Here is an 18,853-nt window from a genome sequence, read left to right as displayed (position 1 = left end):
AACCAATTTTCGTATCTATACTGGTTTACATTCCGTCAAAGGAGCATGTATGAGAAATGTGAACGTTTATGAGGAAAACTGGCCGCTGCATTCGCCGTTTGTGATTTCGCGCGGCGCGCGCAGTGAAGCGAAAGTGGTGGTGGTCGAACTGGAAGAGGACGGGATCAAAGCGGTTGGCGAATGTACCCCTTACGCGCGCTACGGCGAGAGCGAGGCCTCAGTGATGGCACAAATCATGACCATTGTGCCGCAGCTGCAAAACCGCCTCAGCCGTGAAGCGCTGCAAACCCTGTTGCCGCCCGGCGCGGCGCGCAATGCCGTCGATTGCGCCCTGTGGGATCTGGCGGCGCGCAAAGCGGGGCGTTCACTGGCGCACTATACCGGCGTAACCCTGCCGGAAACCGTCATTACCGCGCAAACGGTGGTGATTGGCACACCAGAACAGATGGCCGCCAGCGCGGCGGCACTGAGCGAAACCGGCGCCCGGCTGCTGAAGATTAAACTGGATGATCATCTTATTAGCGAGCGGCTGGTCGCCATCCGCGCCGCCGCGCCAGAGGCAACGCTGATTGTCGATGCTAACGAGTCGTGGCACAGCGAAGGGCTGGCAGCACGCTGCCAGCTGCTGGCTGATTTAGGTGTGGCGATGCTTGAGCAGCCACTGCCTGCTGGCGAAGACGCGGCGCTGATCAACTTTATCCACCCGCTACCGATCTGCGCAGATGAGAGCTGCCACACGCGTGAAAGCCTTGATGCGCTGCAAGGGCGCTATGAGATGGTCAACATTAAGCTGGATAAAACCGGCGGGCTGACCGAAGCGCTGGCGCTGGCCCATGAAGCCGCTGAGCGCGGCTTCGGATTGATGCTCGGCTGCATGATCTGCACCTCACGCGCCATAGCAGCGGCGCTACCGCTGATTAGTGGTGTGCGCTTCGCCGATCTTGATGGCCCTACCTGGCTGGCGGTGGATGTCGAGCCGTCGCTGCGCTTCTCCACCGGTGAGCTTCACCTTTCGGCATCCCAGCAAAGCAGCGAGGTCATTGCCGCGAGATAATCTTCGCTGGCGGCATCGGCAGAGACTGGCGGCAGCTCCATGGTAATGCAGGGCAGGTTGATCTCCGCACACCAGCTGCCGAAGGAGCCGGGCGTCTCATACCCGACGCTTTTGACTAAGGGCAGCGAAAAGGCCTGCGCCAGCCACTCGCCAAGCGGGCTTTCGCGCGGATCTTCCACGCAGGCCAGCGGATCGTGAAAGGTCACCACCCACGCCGGATGCAGGCGATGAATTAACTGGCAGAGCGCGCGGGTTTCCGGCTCGGAACCCGGAGCCGCACCCGTTTGCAACACCACATCCCGCTCGGGCGCCGCGCTGTTCCAGCGATAGACGGTGTCGCCCGCCTTCCAGTTTGCCGCCGGAAAGTTACGGTTGAGATCGACGCCGTTGGCGTTGGCGCGTAAACCGAGCTGACAGCCATCGGGGTTCACCGCCAGCACCACGTGATGATGGCGCAAATCGCTCCTGAGCGTGCGCATGGCGCAGGAGAGGGCGACCATGGCGGCATTTTCGTCCCCGTGCGTACCGGCAATAATCAGCCCGCTTTTTGCCGTTGCCAGCGGTGCCGGAAACCAGAAAAGCGGGGCACCGAGTAGGGACTCGCCATACTGCTGACGGCTGTCGGCAAAGTTTCCCCGTAAAGAGCGCGGACGTGTCGCTGGCATAGGTTTACCTGTTTCTGCGTTGAATAAACCAAGTGTTGGATATAAAGCGGTGCGACGCAAATCATTTTCCTGATGTATGAATTTGCATTCCTTAGAGCTAAAACAAATAATTACCGCATCTTTTTTGCGGGATGTGGCACATCACAAGGGGCTTTCATGACATACCGATTTTCAAAACTCTGCTGCGCGCTGGCGCTGTGCGGCTTATCTGTCAGCGTGTTTGCAGCGGATGTGCCGCCGGGAACCCCGCTTGCGGAAAAACAAGACGTGGTGCGCCACCTCAAAGATGAGCCGGCAACGCTCGATCCGGCAAAGGCGGTTGGCCTGCCGGAAATTCAGGTGATCCGCGATCTGTTTGAAGGCCTGGTCAATCAGAATGAGAAGGGTGAAGTCATTCCCGGTGTGGCGAAAAGCTGGCAGAGCAGCGATAACCGCATCTGGACCTTTACGCTGCGTGATGATGCCCGCTGGTCCGACGGCACGCCGGTCACGGCGCAGGATTTTGTCTACAGCTGGCAGCGGCTGGTTAACCCGCAAACCACATCGCCTTTTGCCGGGTTCGCAGCCTTAGCAGGCATCAGCAATGCGAAAGCGATCACCGATGGCAAAATGGCAGTCGACAAACTGGGCGTCAGCGCGGTGGATGCGAAAACGCTGCGCGTGCAGCTTGATAAACCGCTGCCGTGGTTCCCGAACCTTGCGGCCAGTTTCGCCCTCTATCCGGTGCAAAAGAAGAACGTCGAGAGCGGCGCAGAGTGGACGCGTCCCGGCAATCTGGTCGGTAACGGCGCTTTTGTGCTGACTGACCGCGTGGTGAATGAAAAGCTGGAGCTGGCGCGCAATAAACAGTACTGGGACGATGGCAAAACGGTGATCAATAAGGTGACCTTTGTGCCGATCAATCAGGAGTCTGCCGCCACCAAACGCTACCTGGCGAATGGCGTTGATATCACCGAATCCTTCCCGAAAAACCTCTACCAGAAGCTGCAAAAAGAGATCCCGGGCCAGGTCTATACACCGCCGCAGCTGGGCACCTATTACTACGCGTTCAATACTCAGAAGGGGCCAACGGCAGATGCGCGCGTGCGCCTGGCGTTGAGCTTAACCATCGATCGCCGCGTGATTGCCGAGAAAGTGTTGGGTAGCGGCGAGAAACCAGCGTGGCGCTTTACTCCGGATGTCACCGCCGGGTTTACGCCGAAGCCGTCGCCGTTTGAACAGATGAGCCAGCCAGAGTTGAACGCGCAGGCGAAAACCCTGTTGCAAGCGGCGGGTTACGGTCCGCAGCGGCCACTGAAGCTGACGCTGCTTTATAACTCCTCTGAGAACCATCAAAAGATTGCCATTGCGGTGGCGTCGATGTGGAAGAAAAATCTCGGCGCGGAGGTGAAGCTGCAAAATCAGGAGTGGAAAACCTATATCGACAGCCGTAACAGCGGCAATTTCGATGTTATCCGCGCCTCGTGGGTCGGGGATTACAACGAGCCATCGACCTTTCTCTCCGTGCTGACCTCCAACAGCAGCAGCAATATCCCGCGTTTTAGCGACGCGGCTTATGACAAAGCGTTCAATCAGGCAACACAGGAAAATTCAGCGGAAGCCCGCAATGCAGATTACAACGAAGCAGAGCAGATTATTTCCAGTAAAGCGCCGATTGCGCCTATTTACCAGTACACCAACGCGCGGTTGATCAAGCCGTGGCTGAAGGGCTACCCGATCACCAACCCGGAAGATGTGGCCTATAGCCGTACGCTTTACATCATTAAGCACTGATAAAAAAATCCCCCTTACATCACGGGAGGTAAGGGGGAAAGTCGTTGATTACTGAATATTTCCTGTCTGGGCAGGTATGCCGAAAATTTTAGTTAAGCATTGTGGAGGCACAATGGAGGAAAAAAGGAGACGCAGCCGCAGATGAGCAAAGGACAAAAAAAAGCCCGCTACAGAGAGCGGGCAAAAAATACTGGAAGCAATGTGAGCAATGTCGTACTGAATAGTTGAGTGGGTTACTCAACTATTCAGTAATGAGAAAGATAATCTTTATCATTTGAACATGCAACCCCTTTTTACATTTTTCCCGCAGGCCGCGTATAACGGGCGTTTCCGGCAGATTTTTCCGACTTTGGTCAAAAAACAGGCAGCTAATTGTGCTATAGTGCTGATGTTTTAACCAACCAAGAGGATGTTATGTCGAACCCACTCAACCCTACCGAACTGGCCATCGAATACCTGCGTCGCGACAAAAGCGCGCTCACCCCGGCTGAATACCTGAAGAGACTGAACCTGCTGAAACTTGAGTTTGAAGATCTGCTTACGCTCTCCCACAGCGAACTGAAAGAGGAGATCGACTTTGCCTGGCGGCTTGGCATCCACTGATTGTCGCACCACGTTAAAAACGAAAGAGGCGTTATGCTGGCTTGTAAACAAGCAGCAGCGCCTGTTTGATTTCGCTATTAAATAAATACAAGGCTGGATTTAACATATTATTATCGGCATTAAGAATCAAATCTTTAATTATTTAAACAGGCTTTATTCTGGCTAAATTAAATATGTAGCGCGCCAAAATTATCTCGCTAATTAAACTCTTTTTATATGATATATTGTTATGCCCGCGATCTGTTTTTGCGCCATTTATGGTCTTTTGTGCTACTTGCCTGGCTGCTGTTAGGTTATTTAATATCACTTAAGTAAAATCTAAGGCACTTTAAGGCAAACCTCGCATTGCGCTAAATTAGCCGTGTCAAAGCGGATTGCGAGTGTTATAACGAGGCTACCGTTCTCCGGTGTTCTGGCGAGTCTCATTATGTTAAGAAATCTTAGTGTCCGTACCTTTATATTTTTTTACCTTCTGGTCTCTTTTGTTATCGTTGATGCGATAGTAATTGTGCTCTCAAAAAATATCCCATTAATTGCTGCGGTAAGTATCGTCTCGATTATTTCGCTGGCCTTAATATGGATATATTTAACGCAGTATCTGGTAACGCCAATTAATACGGTGAAGAGAAGTATTGAGGCGGTGACGGCAGGTAACCTGTCGATTGTTATTCCGGAGTTTGGTAATAACTGTGCCGGCCGTTTAATTCCCGGTATCAATAGCTTATCCGCCAGTATTGCCGTGCTGGTCAAAGAGATACGCCTCTCCTCCGATAATGCGCTCGGGCTTTCCGCCCAGCTCGCTTCACGCAGTGCCGATCTGTCGGTGAAAACGGAAGAGCAATCCGCAGCACTGGTGCAGACCGCCTCCAGCATGGAGGAGATGGCCTCCAGTACCAAAAACAATGCCGATAACACGCGGCTTGCCAGCACCCGCGCTAATGATGCCTCTTCCTGCGCTGAACGCGGCGGCCAGTTGATGGGGCAGGTAGCGAAGAATATGCAATCCATTACCGATTGCGCGGAGCAGATGCGCGAAATTATCTCCATTATTGATGGCATCGCTTTCCAGACCAATATTCTGGCGCTGAACGCCGCGGTGGAAGCGGCGCGCGCCGGCGATCACGGCAAAGGTTTCTCGGTGGTGGCGGGTGAAGTGCGCAGCCTTGCGCACCGTAGCGCCGAGGCGGCGAAGAACATTAAATCGCTGATTGCCGTCACGACCGATAACGTTACTCAGGGCGCGACGGTGGTGAACGAAGCCGGGCAGAACATGCAGGAGATTGTCTCCGGTGCCAGCATTGTCAGTAAATTGATGGATGAGATTGCCGTCTCCACGCTGCAGCAGGAGAAGGGCATTGCGCAAATCACCCTTGCGCTGGCTGAGCTGGAGCAGGTTACGCAAAGCAACGTATCGGTGGTTGATGAACTTGCCGGCTCGTCGGATCTACTGAAACATCGCGTTGAAGAGTTACAGCAGCGCACCAGTAAATTTAGCCTGGCTGATGAAAAACCAGCGCCTGCGCGTCAGCGCGATGCGCAGCCAGAGAAACAGCGGGTGCCGCTTTCAGCAGCGGTCGGTGGCGGTCAGGAGAACTACTGGCACTCGTTTTAATGGCGTTTAGTGGATAAAAAGCCCGCAATGCGGGCTTTTTTTATGGCAATCCGTCGTAATTTGTTAGCAAATTCAGCGCCATGATTGCTTAACGTTGACGCATGGCTAGACTGTCATCAACGAAGACTGAATGTGGAGGCGCAGTGGAAGCCATCAAAGGAGCCGACCTGCAGGTACCGGACGCAGTTTACGCGTGGCAGCTGGACGGCAAAGGCGGCGTCAAACCGCTGGCAGCGGATGATGAGATCACCGCTCAGACACCCTGCTGGGTGCACCTGAATTACACCAACCAGGAGAGCGCGCAGTGGCTGGAAACGACGCCCGTCTTACCGAACAGCGTGCGTAACGCGCTGGCGGGCGAGAGTTTACGGCCGAGAGTGAGCCGCATGGGCGAAGGGACGCTGATTACGCTGCGCTGCATTAATGGCAGCACCGACGAACGCCCCGATCAGCTGGTTGCCGTACGCGTTTATATGGACGAGCGGATGATCGTCTCGACGCGACAGCGAAAAGTGCTGGCGCTGGATGATGTCGTCAGCGAACTGGAAGAGGGCAGCGGGCCAACGGATTGCGGCGGTTGGCTGGTGGATGTCTGCGATTCGCTCACCGACCACGCCAGCGAGTTTATCGAATCACTTCACGACCGGATTATCGATCTCGAAGATGACCTGCTCGACCAGCAGGTTCCGCCGCGCGGCATTCTGGCACTGCTGCGCAAGCAGTTAATTGTGATGCGTCGCTATATGGCACCGCAGCGCGATGTCTTTGCGCGGCTGGCCAGCGAACGTTTGCCGTGGATGAGCGACGATCAGCGCCGCCGCATGCAGGATATCGCCGACCGCCTCGGACGCGGGCTGGATGAGATTGATGCCTGCATTGCGCGTACCGCCGTGATGACCGACGAGATCACCCAGGTGATGCAGGAGTCACTTGCGCGGCGCTCCTATACCATGTCGCTGATGGCGATGGTTTTTCTCCCCAGCACCTTTTTAACCGGGCTGTTTGGCGTCAACCTTGGCGGCATTCCCGGCGGCGGCTGGCACTTAGGTTTCGCCATCTTCTGCGCCGCGTTAGCGCTGCTGATCGGTGGTGTCACCTGGTGGCTGCATCGTAGTAAATGGCTGTAAAATTTAACTTTTTTAACATTAATTGAACATTAAAACGCCACTTAAGTTGAGCGAGGTCAATAAACGCCGCGCCTATTCAGGGCAATATTCACGTCGCAGGTGAATGCAACGTCAAGCGATGGGCGTTGCGCTCCATATTGTCTTACTTCCTTTTTTTGAATTACTGCATAGCACAATTGATTCGTACGATGCCGACTTAATCAGTCGGCTTTTTTTTGCCTCTGCGCCATGAGCTTCTACCTTTAAAGTAACGACAATGCTGAAGTGGAGATCACCATGGCTACTCTGACGTTACGCAACGCGCTCTATTCACTGCCGCCCGACCCCGTGCCGAATGACCCGGTGCCAATCCCGGACCCGATCCCAAAACCGCAGCCGTTGCCGGATCCGCCGCCGGATGAAGAGCCGATTAAATTGTCGCGTTAAGGGGGCAGATCTGAGAGGATACGCGCCTGCTGAACCGAAGCCTTTTATCGCGAGACTCTATTTTGACCGCTTTTTCAACACTGAATATGCTGCCCGCCGCCCAGATCGATAACCTTAACGAACTGGGCTACCTCACCATGACCCCCGTGCAGGCTGCTGCGCTTCCCCTGATTCTGGCCGGAAAAGATGTCCGCGTGCAGGCAAAAACCGGCAGCGGTAAAACAGCGGCGTTTGGTCTTGGCGTGTTACAGCATATCGATAGCAGCCGTTTTCAGACCCAGTCGCTGATCTTATGCCCGACGCGCGAACTGGCGGATCAGGTTGCCAGTGAACTGCGCCGTCTGGCGCGCTCAATGCCGAATACCAAAATTTTGACGATCTGCGGCGGCCAGCCGTTTGGCGCGCAGCGCGATTCGTTGCAGCATGCACCGCATATCATTGTCGCCACGCCGGGCCGCCTGCTGGATCATCTGCAAAAAAGCACGATCTCGCTGGAGAACCTGCAAACGCTGGTGATGGATGAAGCCGATCGCATGCTCGATATGGGCTTTAGCGACGCCATTGATGAGGTAATTCGCTTTGCCCCAGCACAGCGCCAGACCTTGCTCTTTTCCGCCACCTGGCCGGAGGCCATCGCGGCTATCAGCGGGCGCGTGCAGCGCAACCCGGAAACAGTAGAGATCGATACCGTTGACGATCTGCCCGCTATCGAGCAGCAATTTTTTGAAGTCTCCCGTCACGGCAAAATCCCGCTGTTGCAAAAACTGCTGAGCGTCCACCGCCCGGCCTCCTGTGTGGTCTTCTGTAACACCAAAAAAGATTGCCAGGAAGTGTGCGATGCGCTGAACGCCGCAGGCCAGGACGCGCTGGCGCTGCATGGCGATCTGGAGCAGCGCGACCGCGACCAGACGCTGGTGCGTTTTGCTAACGGCAGTGCCCGTGTACTGGTAGCGACCGATGTCGCCGCGCGCGGTCTGGATATCAAATCCCTTGAGCTGGTCGTTAACTATGAGCTGGCATGGGATCCGGAAGTGCACGTTCACCGTATCGGGCGCACCGCGCGCGCCGGGAATCAGGGGCTGGCGATTAGCCTCTGCGCACCGGAAGAGGCGCAGCGGGCAAATATTCTCTCGGAGATGCTGCACCTGAAGCTGAACTGGCTTTCTGCGCCAGCCAATGTCGCCATCGCGCCGCTGGCGGCAGAGATGACCACGCTATGCATTGATGGCGGTAAGAAAGCCAAAATGCGTCCGGGCGATGTGCTGGGGGCGTTAACGGGTGAGATGGGGCTGGACGGGGCCGATATCGGCAAGATCACCGTCCATCCGGCGCATGTTTATGTCGCAGTGCGACAGAGCGTGGCGCGCCAGGCGTGGAAACAGCTACAAAACGGCAAAATCAAAGGCAAAGCCTGCCGTGTGCGATTGCTGAAATAATGCCAGCGCCATTAAAAAAGCCTCTCAGTGAGTGACCTGAGAGGCTTTTTTTTACTTCACTTCAATCACATTCAGCCGTAGCGCATCGAGCTGGGCATCATCCTCTTCCGGCTGCCAGCCAACTGGCTGCGTCGGGATCTCTTCGCGATCGAATGCCAGGTCGCCGCCGTTGACCACTTCCGAACCATGTTTGATCCCTTTGAAATCGAACAGGTTGATATCGCTCAGGTGTGATGGCACCACATTCTGCATCGCGCTGAACATGGTTTCGATACGGCCCGGGTAGCGTTTATCCCAGTCGCGCAGCATATCGGCAATCACCTGGCGCTGCAGGTTCGGCTGCGAACCGCAGAGGTTGCACGGAATAATCGGGAAGCCTTTGGCTTCGGAGAAGCGCTCGATATCTTTCTCGCGGCAGTAGGCCAGCGGGCGGATAACAATGTGCTTGCCGTCATCGCTCATCAGCTTCGGCGGCATGCCTTTCATCTTGCCGCCGTAGAACATATTTAGGAACAGCGTTTGCAGAATATCGTCGCGATGGTGGCCGAGAGCAATTTTCGTCGCGCCCAGTTCGGTGGCGGTGCGGTAGAGAATGCCGCGGCGCAGGCGTGAGCAGAGCGAGCAGGTGGTTTTGCCTTCCGGGATCTTCTCTTTCACGATGCCGTAGGTGTTCTCTTCGACGATTTTGTACTCCACGCCCTGCGCTTCAAGGTACTCAGGCAGAATATGCTCCGGGAAACCGGGCTGTTTCTGATCGAGGTTGACCGCAATCAGCGAGAAGTTGACCGGCGCACTCTGCTGCAGGTTGCGCAAGATCTCCAGCATGGTGTAGCTATCTTTGCCGCCGGAGAGGCAAACCATAATCCGGTCGCCTTCTTCAATCATATTGAAGTCGGCAATCGCCTCGCCGACGTTACGGCGCAGACGCTTCTGCAACTTGTTGAGGTTGTACTGTTCTTTTTTGCTAATTTCTTGATTTTGCGACATGAAAAAGGCTCAATTCGGTTTTTTTGCGCCAGCGGTCGGTAAACCACGGGCAGAGATACGCGATTAGGGCGGGATTGTACCAATGATTTACGCCTGTGGCAGGTATTTATCACTTGGCAAGGGTGGCTCAGGCGATGCGCTTTTCCTTATATTTGCCTTTCACCACGCCATCATAAAAGCGGCCTTTCGACACGACGGTAAGAAAAAGGGTAAAAATGCGCTCGGGCACCTCGTGATATTGATAGGTGCGCTTATCGTGAAAGCGGATCTCCAGCGTGCGGCTTTGCGGGTCATACCCCACAGAGGCAATTCGTGATGATGTAACAGGGTGATGACGCATGAAGATGTCCTTGCCGCCGGGTTGAGTGGTGATTATTAGCCAGCTTGCCGCCCGTTGTCATGCAAAACAGTGACATAAAAAAGCCGCCGGGGGACAACCGGCGGCTTTTATTTGCTTTGCGCGTTATTCAGCCGCGCTTTTTTCCGCTTTCCCGGCCAGTTGCGCGAGGAAGTCGTAGCGTTTTTGCAGATCTGCCGCTGCATCTTTCCACAACTGCTCAGCCACCTCCGGCTGCTGCGCATTCAGGCGTTTAAAGCGCTGCTCATTAAGCAACGTTTCTGCCAGCGCATCCGACGGTGGACGGGAGTCGAGCGCCAGTGGGATTTTGCCTTCCGCTTCGCGACGCGGATCGTAGCGATAGAGCGGCCAGAAGCCGGTGGCGGTCAGCTGGCGCATCTGATCGTGGCTCAGCGCCAGATCGTAGCCATGCTCTTCGCAGGGGCTGTAGGCGATAATCAGCGACGGGCCGGGGTAAGCCTCCGCTTCCTGAATCGCTTTCACCGTCTGGTTAAGCTGTGCGCCGAGGGAGATCTGCGCAACGTAGACATGACCATACATCATCATGCTGACGCCGAGATCTTTGCGCGCTTTGCGCTTACCGTGCTCGCCAAACTTGGTGACCGCACCGAGCGGCGTCGCCTTCGAGGCTTGTCCGCCGGTGTTGGAGTAACACTGGGTATCAAGCACCAGGATATTGACGTTCTCGGTCAGGCTCATCACATGATCGAGGCCGCCAAAGCCAATATCGTAGGCCCAGCCATCGCCGCCAATCAGCCAAATCGACTTCTCGACCAGCGCATCGGCATCGGTCAGCAGTTGCTGCGCGCCTTCCACATCGGCAAGGGCGCTGCGCAGGGCCGCTACCTGATCGCGGCGCAGCTCTGGCGTGGCATCGGCACGCAGAGCCGCAAGCAGGTCGGCGGGCAGCGCGTCAGCAAACTGCTCTACCAGGCGCATAACGCGCTGGCGATGCTGGTCAACGCTCAGGCGGAAGCCAAGCCCGAACTCGGCGTTATCTTCAAACAGCGAGTTGGCCCACGCCGGCCCGCGCCCGTTGGCATCGGTGGTGTAGGGCGTTGAGGGCAGGTTGCCGCCATAAATCGAGGAGCAGCCAGTGGCGTTAGCAATCATCATGCGGTCGCCATAGAGCTGGGTCAGCAGCTTGATATAGGGCGTTTCGCCACAGCCGGAGCAGGCACCCGAGTACTCAAACAGCGGCGAAATAAGCTGCGAGGTACGAATATCAATGCGCTCCAGCTGGCTGCGGTCAATCTCCGGCAGGTCGAGGAAGAAGTCATAATTCGCTTTCTCCTCTTCGACATGCTCAAGGCGCGACATCATATTGATCGCCTTGATCTCCGGGTTCTGGCGATCTTTCGCCGGGCAGACCTCAACGCAGAGGTTACAGCCGGTGCAATCTTCCGGTGCCACTTGCAAAACATATTTCTGGCCGCGCATATCGCGCGCTTTCACATCCAGCGAATGCAGGCTTGCCGGCGCATCCTCCATCGCCTGTGGCGGCACCACTTTGGCACGAATCGCCGAATGCGGGCAGGCAGCCACGCAGTGGTTACACTGGGTGCACAGCTCCTCTTTCCAGATGGGGATCGCTTCGGCAATATTGCGCTTCTCCCAGCGCGTGGTGCCCACCGGCCAGGTGCCATCCGGCGGCAGCGCAGAGACGGGCAGGGCGTCGCCAAGCCCGGTCAGCATCGCCGCCGTCACCGTTTTAACAAAGTCCGGCGCGCTGTCTGAGACCACCGGCGGGCGATGCGCGCTTTGGCTGTCCACTTCCTGTAGCGGCACTTCAGCCAGCGAGTCGCGCGCCAGCGCCAGTGCCTGCCAGTTGCGCTCTACCAGCTCCTGGCCTTTGCTGCTGTAGCTTTTCGCAATCGCGCCCTGCAACGCCGTTAACGCGCTGTCGCCCGGCAGGATGGCGGTGAGGTGGAAAAAGGCCATCTGCATTACAGTGTTGATGCGCGCGCCCAGCCCGCATTCGCGGGCAATTTTCGCCGCGTTAACGACATAAAAACGGGCGTTTTTCTGCCTGAGCACCGCCTGCACTTCCTGCGGCAGGCGCAACCATACCTCATCTGCGCTGTAAGGCGTGTTGAGCAGGAAAATACCGCCCGGTTTCAGGCGCTCTGCCATCTGGTATTTGTCGATAAATTGCAACTGGTGACAGCCAACGAAATCGGCCTGCGACACCAGATAGGCCGAGTTGATCGGCCTTTCGCTGACGCGGAGATGGGAAACCGTCAGCCCGCCCGCTTTTTTGGAGTCATAGACAAAGTAGCCCTGCGCGTACCACGGCGTCGCGTTACCAATGATCTTGATATTGTTCTTGGTCGCCGAGACGCTGCCATCGCTGCCAAGCCCATAGAAGAGCGCTTCCAGTTTGGCGTGCGTCGGCAGGGTGTTCTCCGGCAGCGGCAGGGAGAGGTGAGTAACATCATCATAAATGCCAACGGTGAAACGCGGCTTCGGCTTCTCGGCACGCAACTCATTGAAAACGGCTAAGACACACTCCGGGCCGAACTCTTTCGACGACAACCCATAGCGGCCGCCAATCACGCGCGGCAACGTTTCGCGCTCACCGCAATTAAAGGCTTCCGCCAGCGCGGTCATCACATCGAGATAGAGCGGCTCCGCCTGCGCGCCCGGCTCTTTGGTGCGATCCAGCACCGCCACGTTGCGCACGCTTTGCGGCAGCACCGCCAGCAGGTGCGCGGCGCTGAAGGGGCGATAGAGCCGCACTTTCAGCACGCCGACTTTATCTCCGCGCGTCAGCAGCTCATCAATCACCTCTTCGCAGGTGCCAATCGCCGAGCCCATCAGTACGATTACGCGCTCCGCCTGCGGGTGACCATAATACTCAAACGGTTTGTAGTGGCGACCCGTGGCGGCGGCAAAATCATCCATCGCCTGCTCAACGTGGTCGTAAACGGCGTTGTACCAAGGGTTTGTCGCTTCGCGGGACTGGAAATAGGTGTCCGGGTTCGCCGAGGTACCGCGGATAACCGGGTGTTCCGGGTTGAGCGCTCGCGCACGATGCTGGTCAATCTCCTGCTCGGGCATCAGCGCGCGCAGGGTGTCGTCCGGGAGCGGCACGATCTTGTTAATCTCGTGCGAGGTGCGAAAACCATCAAAGAAGTGAATAAATGGCACGCGGCTTTTCAGCGTCGCGATATGGGAGATGAGGGCAAAATCCTGGGCTTCCTGCACGCTGCTGGCGCAGAGCAGGGCGCAGCCGGTCTGACGCACCGCCATCACATCGGAGTGGTCGCCAAAAATCGACAGCGCATGGGTCGCGACGGTTCGCGCGGCAACGTGCAGCACAAAGGGAGTTAACTGCCCGGCCAGCTTGTAGAGGGTCGGGATCATCAGCAGTAAACCCTGCGATGAGGTAAACGACGTTGAGAGCGCCCCGGTCTGCAATGCCCCGTGCACGGCGGCAATCGCCCCCGCTTCTGACTGCATCTCTACCACGCGCGGCGTGTCGCCCCAGATATTTTTCAGGCCGTTGCCAGCCCAGGCATCTGCCTGTTCAGCCATCGTTGAACTGGGGGTAATCGGGTAGATGGCGATAACTTCACTGGTGCGGTACGCAACGGATGCGACTGCGCCATTACCGTCAATTGTGATCATAAGGCACCCTTACATTGCTCAAGAGAAGGGACGCGTTTTACGGCGACGAGTCCTGTAGTTGTGCTTTGATCTTAGCAAACGCCCCGCTGAACAATTTTCGCTTTTGTGTCCTGACTCATAACGTGAGTCAATGAATTGAGCGGTTGCGTTGCGCATCAAGCAGGAAAAATCGCAAAAAAGTGTTTCACCGCGCCACAAAGATGAGTTTCAGCCCTCGACGTATTGCGCCGGGCTGCCTATGATGCTTGGGTTTCGCTTTTTTGATGGGGGAGAGGAAGAGATGCGTTCAGCATTATGGATTGGGTGTGCCGCACTGTTATTGTCAGCCTGCAGCAGTGAACCTGTACAGCAGGCAACCGCCGCGCACGTTGCGCCAGGGTTAAAAGCGGCGATGTCTAATAGTGGGCAGGCCAACTGTGCGATGATCGGCGGCTCAATGTCCGTCGCACGCCAGCTTGATGGGTCAATGACAGGGATGTGTGCACTGCCAAATGGCAAACGCTGCAGCGAGCAGTCGCTTGCCACCGGCAGTTGCGGAAGTTACTGAGCGTTCGCGGCGCGGGTGTAAATCAGGGTCTGCGTCGCAGTGGTCAGCGTCAGCTGATTCCCCGTCAGATCAACCTGCGCACCTTCGGCGAGCATCGCATTAATGGTGTGGTCCAGTTCGTTACGCTGCGCGTCCGGGCACATCATCATCGTCATCGCCAGATGTTTCACGGTTAAGGCACCTTCAGAGAGTTTGCCCTGACCGGTAAAACCGTTACACATTTTGCCGGATACGCGCAGATCTTTATCAAAGCGGATCTCGGGTTTCGGCTCATCTGGCGCAATACTTTTGCCATTAAATGTAGTCAATACAAAGCGCTGATTTTCCAGTTGTTCTGGTTTCAGCTGTACGGCGCGGGAACTGACGCAGCCAGCAAGCACTGCGCTCAACGCGACCAAAGCGATCAATTTTTTCATCTTTTCCTCTGGGTTCGTTCCATCAAAACGGTGGGAATTGTACCCGGTCGAACAGCCGTGTCACCGGGGTTACTCTTAAAACTCTCCCCGGCAATGGGGAGCGGGTCTCAGGTCAGCGCGTTCGGGCAGCTTTCGCCCTCATGCAACTGACGCAAGTTTTCCAGCGTCGTTTCCGAAATACTGGTCAACGCTTCGGCGGTCAAAAAGGCCTGATGGCCGGTAAAGAGCACGTTGTGGCAGGCGGACAAGCGGCGGAACACATCATCCTGAATCACATCGTTGGATTTATCCTCAAAGAAGAGATCGCGCTCATTCTCATACACGTCCATTCCCAGCGCGCCAATCTTCTGCGTCTTTAATGCTTCTATCGCGGCCTGGGAATCCACCAGTCCGCCGCGGCTGGTGTTAATGATCATCACGCCGTTTTTCATCTGCTCAAACGCGGTCTGGTTGAGCAGGTGGAAGTTCTCCGGCGTCAGCGGGCAGTGCAGGGAGATGACGTCTGACTGCGAAAAGAGCGTTTGCAGGTCAACATACTCGACGCCCATATCCAGCGCCGCTGCGCTCGGGTAGGGATCAAACGCCAGCAGACGCATACCGAAACCTTTCAGAATACGCAGCGCGGCAACGCCGATTTTCCCGGTGCCGATCACGCCCGCCGTTTTACCATACATCGTGAAACCGGTCAGGCCCTCAAGGGAGAAGTTGGCATCGCGGGTGCGTTGATAGGCGCGGTGGATGCGACGGTTGAGGGTCATCATCATGCCGATAGCATGCTCAGCCACCGCTTCCGGCGAGTAGGCCGGTACGCGCACGACACTCAGCCCCAGCTCTTTTGCCGCGTCCAGATCGACGTTGTTAAAGCCTGCGCAACGCAGGGCAATAAACTTCACGCCGAGCTTCTTCAGCTCTTCCAGCACCGGGCGGCTGCCGTCATCATTGACGAAAATACAGACACCTTCGCAGCCATTGGCGGTTTTGGCGGTCTTTTCCGTTAAGAGAAAGTCGAAAAATTCAAGATCGTAGCCATAGCGCTCGTTTACCTGCTGCAAATACTTTTTATCGTATTGTTTTGTGCTGTATATCGCGATTTTCATAAGACTTTTCTCCAATGATTTTCTGCCTCTATTATCACGTTTTAAAATTATTAAGTAAATGCTCAAATATTGTTTAGAGACAGAGGCGAGGTGAATGCTTCCAGATTGAGTATATGTCTATCCCGGGAAGAGAGATCGGTGGCTCATCGCTTGAACGCTCATTAGGGGTAAACGCAGCGGCCAGTCTATGATTAACGAGGCGTGTGCGTTCAATATCGCGCCGCGACGTGGCACAATAGACGCCAGTTTCGCCTCAATTAGATGCAAAATCAGGATATTAGCCGCCCATGAAGGGTAAATACAAGGCCGCCATCGCACTGGCACTACTGTTTATACTGCTGCCGCTCACGCTGCTGCTGACGCTGGCGCAGTGGGTGCCGACGCTGGTCGGCATCTGGTTGCCCGCCGACACGCGCATCGCCATGAGCGACAGCCCGCGCATCACCTTCCGCTCCCTGCATATCCCCGATTTACGCTACATCGCCGGTGAGTGTACCCTCGGCGAGCTCCGCAATGCCCGGCTGACCCATCCCAGCCGCTGGCAGTTGCATATCGATACGCTGGTGATTAACACCGACTGCCTGAATAGACTCGCCAAAAACGAGGAAGAGAGTAGCGCGCCGCGTTCGCTGGCGCAGTGGCAGTCGCTGCTGCCTTACAGCTGGGTAACCGTCGATCGCCTGACGGTGTCGCCGTGGAAAACGTGGCAGGGCAAACTCTCGCTGGCGCTGACGCCGCAGGTTCAGGCGCTCACTTATCAGGGTGAACGCGTCGAACTGAATGCGCGCCTGCAGGGCCAGAAGCTGAACGTCAATCGCATGGCGCTAAAGCTGTTTAGCGATCAGCCGCCACTTACCCTTGGCGGTGAATTTACGTTGCCCAACGATCCGGCGGGCATCCCGGTGAACGGGCATATGGAGAGCACCTTAACGCTGCCGCAGCAGCCGCACATCCTCGATGTCGATCTCGACTGGCGCGATAACCAGGGGCAACTGATTGTGATGGCGCGTGGCGAAGGGGAGCCATTGCTGGATCTCCCCTGGCAGATGAGCGAAGAGCGCTTTGCCATCAGCGACGGGCGCTGGAACTGGCCCTATCAGGGCTTTCCGTTGAGCGGCCGCGTCGGCGTGAACATCGATAACTGGCAGGCCGGTCTTGAAAATGCACGTATCAGCGGGCGGTTAAATGTCTTGACCCAGGGCGATGCCGGCAAAGGTAACGCCGTGCTCAACTTCGGGCCGGGACGCCTCAGCCCTGGCAACAGCGATATGCCGTTGCAGCTGACCGGTGAGGCGAAGCAGGGCGATTTGATCTTCTATGCCGTGCTCCCCGGCCGCCTCAGCGGTAGCCTTGAGGATCCGCACCTGGCCTTCAGCCCCGGCGCGCTGCTGCGCTCACGAGGGCGCATTATTGATTCGCTAAATATTGATGAGGTGCGCTGGCCGCTGGCGGGTGTCAGCCTGACGCAGCGCGGCATCGACGGGCGGTTGCAGGCCATTCTGCGCGCCCATGAGAATGCGCTCGGCGACTTCACCCTCCATCTTGACGGCCGGGCGGAGGATTTCCTGCCGGATAACGGATTGTGGCGCTGGCGTTACTGGGGCGATGGTCATTTCACGCCGATGCACGCCCGCTGGGATGTTGCCGGGCGGGGAGAGTGGCGCGACGAGGCAATCACCTTAACGGAACTCTCTACCGGCTTCGATCAGCTGCAATATGGTGCCATGCAGATGAGTAAGCCGAGGCTGGTGCTGGATAAACCGGTGCGCTGGCTGCGTAATGCGGCTAAACCGCGCTTTACCGGCGCTCTGACGCTGGATGCAGGCAAAACGACCTTCAGCAGCGGCAGCGTTTTACCGCCCTCAACCCTGCATTTCAGCGTTGATGGCACAGAGCCGACACGGTTCCAGTTCAAAGGGGCGCTTAACGCCGAAGCGATTGGCCCGGTGCAGGTGAATGGTCGCTGGGACGGTGAGCGCCTGCGCGGCCAGGCGTGGTGGCCACAGCAATCCCTGACCGTGTTCCAGCCGCTTGTGCCGCCGGAGTGGAAAATGAATCTGCTTGATGGCTCGCTCTACGCGCAGGTTGCCTTTTCCGCCGCAGCCGATCAGGGGTTTGAAGCAGGCGGCCACGGCGTGCTGAAAAATGGCAGCGTCTGGACGCCGGATAACGAGATCCACGGCGTCGACTTTGTGTTGCCGTTCCGCTACCGCGATGCCAGCTGGCAACTCGGCACGCGCCACCCGGTGTCGCTGCGCATCGGTGAAGTGGTCAACCAGGTGACGGCAAAAAATATCACCGCCGATTTACAGGGGACGTGGCCCTACAGCGAGCAGGACCCGCTTACCCTCAGCGATGTCAGCGTCGATGTGCTGGGTGGCAAAGTGACGCTGCAACAGCTCCGCCTGCCGCAGCACGACGCGGCGCTGCTGCGCCTGAAGCATATTGAAGCGAGTGAAGTGATAAGCGCGGTGAATCCGAAGCAGTTCGCGCTCTCCGGCCCCGTTGACGGCGCGCTGCCGCTATGGCTCGATAACCCACGCTGGATCATCAAAGATGGCTGGCTGCATAACCCGGGGCCGATGACGCTGCGGCTTGATAAAAACACCGCGGACGCCATCGTCAACGACCATATGGCGGCGGGCGCGGCGATTAACTGGCTGCGCTATATGGAAATTTCGCGCTCGTGGACGAAGATCGATGTCGATAATCTGGGGCAGTTAACCCTGCGAGCGAAGCTTTCCGGCACCAGTTATGCCGAAGGGAAAAGCGGGCGTGTTAATCTCAACTACACCCATCAGGAAAATCTGTTCACGCTATGGCGCAGTCTGCGTTTTGCTGACAACTTACAGTCATGGCTGGAGCAACATGCGGCGCTGCCCGATACGCGCTGCAAAAAGGGCACGTCGTGCGAGGAAAAGAGATGAGAACCCTGAAAATCGTGCCAGGCCTGCTGGCGGTAACGCTGCTGGCTGGCTGTACGCCGCGAATTGAAGTGGCGGCGCCAAAAGAGCCGATCACCATCAACATGAACGTCAAAATTGAGCATGAGATCCATATCAAGGTCGATAAAGATGTGGAGAGCCTGTTGAAATCCCGTAGCGATCTCTTCTGAGGCGATG

Annotated in this window: 16 protein-coding genes; 10 read left to right on the top strand and 6 right to left on the bottom strand. The window is 56.7% G+C overall.

Translation table 11 applies throughout. From position 1 onward, the window contains the following. Positions 1-49 precede the first annotated feature (49 nt). Complete coding sequence (ycjG, locus tag IAE50_RS10415; RefSeq protein ID WP_200580219.1) at positions 50-1,054, top strand: L-Ala-D/L-Glu epimerase; 1,005 nt, start codon at positions 50-52, stop codon at positions 1,052-1,054. Here the strand turns inward: ycjG and mpaA are convergent. Then, positions 1,006-1,719 carry a murein tripeptide amidase MpaA gene (mpaA, locus tag IAE50_RS10410; protein ID WP_200580218.1) on the bottom strand — a complete coding sequence of 238 codons (714 nt, stop codon included), beginning with the start codon at positions 1,717-1,719 and terminating at the stop codon, positions 1,006-1,008. The two genes, ycjG and mpaA, sit on opposite strands and share 49 nt — an antisense overlap. A 156-nt stretch (positions 1,720-1,875) precedes the next feature. On the opposite strand from mpaA, the gene IAE50_RS10405 reads away from it, so the two are divergent. From IAE50_RS10405 to dbpA, 6 genes are all read left to right on the top strand, one after another. After that, positions 1,876-3,492: an ABC transporter substrate-binding protein gene (locus IAE50_RS10405; protein WP_200580217.1), complete on the top strand. Its 1,617-nt coding sequence runs from the start codon at positions 1,876-1,878 to the stop codon at positions 3,490-3,492. Positions 3,493-3,906: 414 nt separating this feature from the next. Continuing rightward, positions 3,907-4,095: a YdiH family protein gene (locus tag IAE50_RS10400; RefSeq protein WP_023478583.1), complete on the top strand. Its 189-nt coding sequence runs from the start codon at positions 3,907-3,909 to the stop codon at positions 4,093-4,095. A 427-nt stretch (positions 4,096-4,522) separates the two neighbouring features. Next, complete coding sequence (locus tag IAE50_RS10395; RefSeq protein ID WP_200580216.1) at positions 4,523-5,707, top strand: methyl-accepting chemotaxis protein; 1,185 nt, start codon at positions 4,523-4,525, stop codon at positions 5,705-5,707. A 143-nt stretch (positions 5,708-5,850) separates the two neighbouring features. Continuing rightward, entirely contained in the window at positions 5,851-6,834 is a 984-nt protein-coding gene (gene zntB, locus IAE50_RS10390) for a zinc transporter ZntB (protein WP_094419959.1), read from the top strand. 276 nt (positions 6,835-7,110) lie between these two features. Beyond that, entirely contained in the window at positions 7,111-7,260 is a 150-nt protein-coding gene (locus tag IAE50_RS10385; RefSeq protein ID WP_164896942.1) for a hypothetical protein, read from the top strand. A gap of 62 nt (positions 7,261-7,322) precedes the next feature. Beyond that, on the top strand, positions 7,323-8,696 hold the full coding sequence (dbpA, locus tag IAE50_RS10380) for an ATP-dependent RNA helicase DbpA (RefSeq protein WP_200580215.1): 1,374 nt from the start codon (positions 7,323-7,325) through the stop codon (positions 8,694-8,696). A 51-nt stretch (positions 8,697-8,747) separates the two neighbouring features. Here dbpA and ttcA read toward each other — a convergent pair whose 3' ends face one another. The 3 genes from ttcA to nifJ form a co-directional block, all read right to left on the bottom strand. After that, a complete protein-coding gene (ttcA, locus tag IAE50_RS10375) occupies positions 8,748-9,683 on the bottom strand; it encodes a tRNA 2-thiocytidine(32) synthetase TtcA (RefSeq protein WP_042712108.1) in 936 nt (311 codons plus the stop codon). 127 nt (positions 9,684-9,810) lie between these two features. Continuing rightward, the gene (locus IAE50_RS10370) at positions 9,811-10,023 is read right to left on the bottom strand and encodes a KTSC domain-containing protein (protein WP_094419956.1); all 213 of its coding nucleotides are present in this window, start codon (positions 10,021-10,023) and stop codon (positions 9,811-9,813) included. A gap of 123 nt (positions 10,024-10,146) precedes the next feature. Further along, positions 10,147-13,671: a pyruvate:ferredoxin (flavodoxin) oxidoreductase gene (nifJ, locus tag IAE50_RS10365; RefSeq protein ID WP_200580214.1), complete on the bottom strand. Its 3,525-nt coding sequence runs from the start codon at positions 13,669-13,671 to the stop codon at positions 10,147-10,149. Positions 13,672-13,951: 280 nt separating this feature from the next. On the opposite strand from nifJ, the gene IAE50_RS10360 reads away from it, so the two are divergent. Further along, positions 13,952-14,218: a DUF333 domain-containing protein gene (locus tag IAE50_RS10360; protein ID WP_023478601.1), complete on the top strand. Its 267-nt coding sequence runs from the start codon at positions 13,952-13,954 to the stop codon at positions 14,216-14,218. Here the strand turns inward: IAE50_RS10360 and hslJ are convergent. Next, complete coding sequence (gene hslJ, locus IAE50_RS10355; RefSeq protein WP_094419954.1) at positions 14,212-14,634, bottom strand: heat shock protein HslJ; 423 nt, start codon at positions 14,632-14,634, stop codon at positions 14,212-14,214. The two genes, IAE50_RS10360 and hslJ, sit on opposite strands and share 7 nt — an antisense overlap. Before the next feature lie 107 nt (positions 14,635-14,741). After that, a complete protein-coding gene (locus tag IAE50_RS10350) occupies positions 14,742-15,731 on the bottom strand; it encodes a 2-hydroxyacid dehydrogenase (RefSeq protein ID WP_094419953.1) in 990 nt (329 codons plus the stop codon). A gap of 287 nt (positions 15,732-16,018) precedes the next feature. Here IAE50_RS10350 and IAE50_RS10345 point away from each other — a divergent pair, with 287 nt between their 5' ends. Then, positions 16,019-18,658, top strand: coding sequence for a YdbH family protein (locus tag IAE50_RS10345; protein WP_200580213.1), 2,640 nt, complete (start codon positions 16,019-16,021; stop codon positions 18,656-18,658). Continuing rightward, a complete protein-coding gene (locus IAE50_RS10340; RefSeq protein ID WP_054803764.1) occupies positions 18,655-18,846 on the top strand; it encodes a YnbE family lipoprotein in 192 nt (63 codons plus the stop codon). Before IAE50_RS10345 ends, IAE50_RS10340 begins: the two co-directional genes overlap by 4 nt. Positions 18,847-18,853 lie beyond the last annotated feature (7 nt).

The sequence above is a fragment of the Kosakonia sp. S42 genome (assembly GCF_016624785.1).
Classification (GTDB): Bacteria; Pseudomonadota; Gammaproteobacteria; order Enterobacterales; family Enterobacteriaceae; genus Kosakonia; species Kosakonia cowanii.
This window is presented reverse-complemented; position numbering and strand designations above follow the sequence as displayed.